Genomic DNA, 738 nt, shown 5'->3' with positions numbered 1-738 from the left:
CGGTCGCGCCGAAGCTCGAACATGCTGACGGCGCCGTGATCATCCGTCGCAACGACACGCTCTGGCGCATCTCGCGCCGCGTCTACGGCCACGGCACGCGCTTCTCGACCCTCTATCTCGCCAACAAGGACCAGATCCGCGATCCCGACCGCATCTGGCCCGGCCAGGTGTTCAAGGTGCCTTCGACGTCGAAGGAGGGCGAGGCCGCCGACATGAGGGCCATGGGCGAGCAGATGACGGCCGCGCCGCCGAAGACGGAGTAGAATGGCGATTGGCCGATCTCCCCCATGGGGGAGATGCCCGGCAGGGCAGAGGGGGGCGCTGTCCCGCCGACATGTCAGGCCTGCCGCTCTGCAAGCTTCTGCGATTGTGTCGCCTCACCCTGAGCGGTCGCATTTCTTCGCGCCCCCCTCTGGCCTGCCGGCCATCTCCCCCATGAGGGGGGAGATTATCCTTGCTACCCATCCGCCTAGCTTGCCCTGTCACCCTTCATCGTCTATCGGCGATGGACGATGACCGAATCCCCCGAAACCCGCTGCACGGAGAGCCGCGCCATGGCGCTGCGCCTGGCGGCGCTCTCGCATCCGGCGCGCATCGAGATCTTGAAGCGCCTCTCGGCCAGCGCCTGCTGCTCGTGCCGCGAGGTGGTCGACCATCTCGACCTTGCCCAGTCGACCGTTTCGCAGCATCTGAAGATCCTGGTCGAGGCCGGGCTCGTCCGCTTCGAGGCCGACCGCC

Annotated in this window: 2 protein-coding genes; both read left to right on the top strand. The window is 67.2% G+C overall.

Translation table 11 applies throughout. The features are described 5' to 3' along the window. Positions 1 to 263 (top strand): LysM peptidoglycan-binding domain-containing protein (locus DPM33_RS35675; RefSeq protein WP_146770398.1); only part of this gene is annotated, 263 nt, incomplete at its 5' end. Positions 264 to 512: 249 nt separating this feature from the next. Then, the coding region (locus tag DPM33_RS35670) for an ArsR/SmtB family transcription factor (RefSeq protein WP_146770397.1) at positions 513 to 738 on the top strand (226 nt) is incomplete at its 3' end.

The organism is Mesorhizobium hawassense, assembly GCF_003289945.1.
Lineage (GTDB): Bacteria > Pseudomonadota > Alphaproteobacteria > Rhizobiales > Rhizobiaceae > Mesorhizobium > Mesorhizobium hawassense.
This window is presented reverse-complemented; position numbering and strand designations above follow the sequence as displayed.